The 5,169-nt window shown below is 40.1% G+C and carries 4 protein-coding genes and 1 pseudogene; 1 reads left to right on the top strand and 4 read right to left on the bottom strand.

Annotated elements, in window-relative coordinates:
- On the top strand, positions 1-1,113 hold a 1,113-nt coding region (locus B4237_RS09090; protein WP_286942801.1), incomplete at its 5' end, for a GGDEF domain-containing protein.
- Between the two features lie 102 nt (positions 1,114-1,215).
- On the opposite strand, the gene aroC is transcribed toward B4237_RS09090, so the two are convergent.
- The 4 genes and pseudogenes from aroC to B4237_RS09110 all read right to left on the bottom strand — a co-directional run.
- Positions 1,216-2,307 carry a chorismate synthase gene (gene aroC, locus B4237_RS09095; protein WP_061391837.1) on the bottom strand — a complete coding sequence of 364 codons (1,092 nt, stop codon included), beginning with the start codon at positions 2,305-2,307 and terminating at the stop codon, positions 1,216-1,218.
- A 15-nt stretch (positions 2,308-2,322) separates the two neighbouring features.
- A complete protein-coding gene (gene prmB, locus B4237_RS09100; RefSeq protein ID WP_007483275.1) occupies positions 2,323-3,333 on the bottom strand; it encodes a 50S ribosomal protein L3 N(5)-glutamine methyltransferase in 1,011 nt (336 codons plus the stop codon).
- 123 nt (positions 3,334-3,456) lie between these two features.
- Complete coding sequence (gene trpB, locus B4237_RS09105) at positions 3,457-4,662, bottom strand: tryptophan synthase subunit beta (RefSeq protein WP_278595232.1); 1,206 nt, start codon at positions 4,660-4,662, stop codon at positions 3,457-3,459.
- A 36-nt stretch (positions 4,663-4,698) separates the two neighbouring features.
- Positions 4,699-5,169 (bottom strand): annotated as a pseudogene (locus B4237_RS09110) (hypothetical protein); the annotation flags it as partial.

Raw genomic sequence — 5,169 nt, forward strand, 5'->3', positions numbered from 1 at the left:
AGAAATGAAGCTGCACATGAGTTTCGCTATCGTGCGCCAATTATCTTAGGTTTATATTTATATCTTAGCTTTGGTACCTATCAAGTTTTACCCGAAGACCTCCGACTTACTTGGGTTGCCTTTTATGGTTGGGTTGGGGTCATCATCTCAATCGCTTGGGTCATCGCCTTCGTTCCAAAACTCAATAAATGGTTTGATCATTATGTGGGTTTAGGGTCTATGGGTGCTGTAGCCATTACGTTCACTCTAATTAACGTTTTAGAGCAAGGTCAGAATAATGTTCTATTCCATGCAGCTATGATGTATGCAGTTGTCATCATTTACGGCTTTGTTGGAATGAGATTCTATACTGCGATTATCGCGGGTTGGTGTGGTGGCTTAATTGGTGTGATTGCAAGTACAGCACTAAGTGGTTCTATTGATTGGACTTTCTTGAACAGAACTTATACATTTAGTAGTTTTCTCGGCATGGCACTGGCCTATGCCACAGATCGTCAACATCGAGAAAATTATCTACAAAACTGCATGCTTGAATTAAACCGTCTAGAATTAATGCGTCAAGCTCAACAGCTTTCAATCTTATCTCAACAAGATGCATTAACTGGTTTAGCAAATCGTCGCTATTTGGATGAAGTGCTTGAAAATGAATGGAAACGTGCCATTCGTCATGAAGTTCCAATTACGATCATGATGATTGATATCGACTTTTTTAAACTTTACAACGATACGTTAGGACATATTCAAGGCGATCAATGCCTTCGCAGAATTGCAATCCTGCTCGGCTCAATCGCATCAAGAAGTGGTGATCTTGCTGCGCGTTATGGCGGTGAAGAGTTTTTGTTACTGTTCTCCATGACAGATAAAGAACAAGCAATTATCCAAGTTCAACGTTTAATGGAACTTGTCCGAACGATTGCGATTAACCACCCGAAAAGCAGTGTATCCAAGAATGTTACGATCAGCGTTGGCGTAGCTACGATGACTCCACATTTAAATGATAGTCTTTCGGAGTTTGTATCACAGGCAGATCATGCATTATACATCGCGAAAAGTAATGGTCGAAATCAATACCATATTGCAACTTCAGATAATGTAATTTCTGAGGCACTATAATATTTTAATTATTATTTAAAAATATTTAATAATTTTTTTATTTAAATTAATTTATTATTTCAACAGACCCACTGATAATATTTTACCGATGGGTCTATTATATTAAGGCTCGATTGGTTTAAATGGTGACAATACGTCAGCATTTTGTGCACGATTTCTCATAAAATGATCCATCAGAACAATTGCTAACATCGCCTCAGCAATTGGTGTTGCTCGCACACCTACACACGGATCATGACGACCTTTGGTGAGTACATCAGTATTTTCACGGTCGATTGTAATCGTCTTGCCCGGTGTGGTAATGCTTGCCGTTGGTTTTAATGCAATTGCAACACGAATGGTTTGTCCACTTGAGATTCCACCAAGGATTCCACCAGCATGATTTGCAAGAAAGCCATCTGTGGTGAGCTCATCACGCGTTTCATGCCCAAACTGACCAGCAACAGCAAAACCATCACCAATCTCAACACCTTTTACGGCGTTAATGCTCATCATGGCATGTGCAATGTCTGCATCTAAACGATCAAAGACTGGTTCACCCCAGCCTACAGGTACTTTTTCAGCAATAATTTCTAATTTTGCACCACAACTTGTACCTTGCTCACGCAAAGAAGTTACGAGTTGCTCAAAACGAGGAACTGCATCTACATCACCACAGAAAAATGGATTATTCGGCACTTCTGCCCAATCTAGTTTCTCTGCGACTTCATTACCGATTTGTGTGACATGTCCGCGAATATCAATACCAAACTTTTCAGCTAAATATTTCTTAGCAATCGCGCCTGCTGCAACACGCATTGCAGTTTCACGCGCACTAGAGCGACCACCACCACGATAATCACGGAAACCGTATTTATGCGTATAAGTATAGTCTGCATGGCCTGGACGGAAAGTTTGAGCAATATTGCCATAATCTTTAGATTTTTGATCTGTATTACGTATCAATAAACCAATCGATGTACCTGTCGTTTTACCTTCAAAAACACCTGAGATAATTTCGACTTGATCAGGCTCTTTGCGTTGTGTAGCAAACTTTGATGTACCCGGTTTACGGCGATCTAAATCTTTTTGCAAATCTTCTTCACAAAGTTCAAGACCCGGCGGCACACCATCGACAATTGCCATCAAACCAACACCATGTGATTCACCACATGTTGTTACTCGAAAGAGTTGCCCAATACTATTCCCTGCCATATTTTAGCCCCTTACTTAATTTTGAACTGATTGCTGAAATATTTCTTTATAACGGCGGCATTGTTCAGCAGTTAATGCAAAAATACCTGAACCACCTTTCTGGAAAGTTAACCAATGGAAGTCAACTGTATTGAAGTTCTGACGCATTGCCCATTCAGAATTACCCACTTCAATTACAATCAGACCATCTTCAGTTAAATAATCGGCTGCTTGAGCTAACATTTTGCGAACTAAGTCCAAACCATCTTGACCTGCTGCAAGTGCGAGCTCAGGCTCATGTAAGAACTCTTCTGGTAAATCAGCCATATCTTCAGCATCCACATACGGTGGATTGCTAACGATTAAATCATATTGATTTTCAGCTGGAATTTTTGAGAATAAATCAGATTCAAGTAATGCGACTTGATATTGTTTATCATGATGTTCTGCATTGATTGAAGCAACTTCCAATGCTTCTTTTGAAATATCAGTCGCATCCACTTCTGCATCTGGATAAGCATAAGCAAGCGCAATTGCGATACAGCCCGAACCCGTACACATATCAAGAATACGTTGAGGTGTTTTAGGATTTTGGTGCTCAGGCAGGCTATTTAAGGCTTCCAACATTTGACCATTTTCATCTAAGCAATATGGTGCAAAACGCTGTTCAATCAATTCTGCTATTGGAGAACGCGGAATAAGCACACGCTCATCTACATAAAATGGCTTATTAAAGAAATAAGCAAGGTTTAATAAATAAGACGTTGGAACACGCTCATTGATACGGCGTTCTAATAAACTGAGGAACTCAGCTTTTTCACTTGGTAAAAGCTTCGCATCTAAGATTTCAGCATCAGCGTTCCACTCAAGTGAAAGCGTTTGCAAGACAAGCGCCGAACTTTCTGCAAAATAATCTTCTGTACCTTGACCTAAGTGTGCATCGTATTGGCGAAGTGCTGTCACACCGAAACGGATGAAATCTCGAATGCTGACTAGGTTTTCAGCCGCTTCTTGTAAATGTTCAGGGCTGATCGTAGGTCGCTCCACTTAGGCGTCTCCAAAATGCGAATTGCAAAAACGCTTTATTCTAACGGGATTCAGCCTTATTTAACAGAAAAAAAACCGCCTATGATCAAGGCGGTTTTTAGTTAACATCGTGGAATATTAGACTTACAAACCTAATTTTTCAGCAACATAATCTGAGTCTTTATCGCCACGCCCAGATAAATTTACTACGATCTTGATATTTTTATCTAACTTTGGCGCTTCACGTAAAGCCCAAGCAACTGCATGTGAACTTTCTAAAGCAGGAACAATCCCTTCAACACGAGAAAGTGTCATAAATGCATCTAAACACTCTTGGTCAGTCGCTGTTTCATACTGTACACGACCAATTTCTTTAAGATAACTATGCTGTGGCCCAACACCGGGATAATCCAATCCCGAAGCAATTGAATGCACAGGCAGTGGTTCACCTTTTTCATCTTCAAGCACGTAACAAGCCATACCATGAATCTGACCGGGTTTACCTAAAGTTAGCGTTGCGGAGTGTTTATCTGTATCCAAACCATGTCCAGCAGGTTCAACACCTACCAGTTTTACTTCTGGCGTATTCAAAAAGGCAGTAAAAGCGCCAATTGCATTTGAACCACCACCAACACAAGCCACTACATAATCAGGATGTTGACCAAAACGTTCATTTGCCTGAGTTTTAATTTCATTACCAATGATTGATTGGAAATCACGAACCATTTTTGGAAATGGATGTGGCCCCACCACAGAACCGATTGCATAAATATAGTTTTTCGGATCTTTTAAATATTCTTCGAAAGCACTATCTACCGCATCTTTTAGTGTTGCAGTTCCTTGTGTGACTGAAACAAGCTTAGCACCCAAAATTTTCATTTTCACGACATTTGGATGTTCTTTTTCAATATCGACTTGCCCCATATGAATCTCACATGGGATACCAACCAATGCACAAGCCGTTGCCAACGCGACACCATGTTGACCAGCACCTGTTTCTGCTATGACTTTGCTTTTACCCATATATTTAGCAAGTAAAGCTTCACCAAGACAGTGGTTAATTTTATGTGCGCCTGTATGATTCAGGTCTTCACGCTTTAAATAAATTTGCGCGCCACCAAGTTGTTCAGATAAGCGTTTTGCATGGAATAATGGACTTGGGCGTCCTACATAATTTTTGAACAGATCATTTAACTCATTTTGAAATTCAGCTGTATGACGAATTTCTTCATAAGCTGTATTGATCTCGTCCATCGCCTCTTTTAAATGAGGTGGAATAAATTGACCGCCGAACTCGCCAAAAAAGCCCGCTTCATTTGGTAAAGCTATCCCGTTAATATGATGTTCCATTCCAATTCCTGTTTTTATAAAGTATTAATATAAATTTTAGCGAGATAAGTATCGCGTCATACCCTCAATGCCTTTTAAAGTCATCGGATACATATGATCTTCAAAAGTTTCTTTAATCCATTGAATCGTTTGCGTGTAATGCCAATAGCCTTCCATCTCAGGATTAAGCCATGCTGTTTTATCAAAATGCTGACGCAAACGTCTCAACCATACTTCCCCAGACTCTTCATTCATATATTCAACTGAGCCACCCGCAGACTTTAATTCATAGGGAGCCATACTGGCATCACCCACCACGATGACCCGATAATCACGTCCATAAGTATGGAACAAATCCCAAGTATTCATACGGGTTGAACTACGACGATGATTATCTTTCCAAACATAGTCATACAGGCAGTTATGGAAGTAGAAATATTCTAAGGTTTTAAACTCCGACTTTGCCGCACTGAAAAGTTTTTCACACTCAGCAATATAGGCATCCATCGAACCACCCACATCAAACAA

The sequence above is a fragment of the Acinetobacter sp. UBA6526 genome, from assembly GCF_002434875.1.
Classification (GTDB): domain Bacteria; phylum Pseudomonadota; class Gammaproteobacteria; order Pseudomonadales; family Moraxellaceae; genus Acinetobacter; species Acinetobacter venetianus.

What these genes read in the sequence shown, in the direction of transcription:
- aroC (WP_061391837.1), bottom strand. Translation starts at nt 2,307, where the DNA reads ATGGCAGGGAATAGTATTGGGCAACTCTTTCGAGTAACAACATGTGGT.
- trpB (WP_278595232.1), bottom strand. Translation starts at nt 4,662, where the DNA reads ATGGAACATCATATTAACGGGATAGCTTTACCAAATGAAGCGGGCTTT.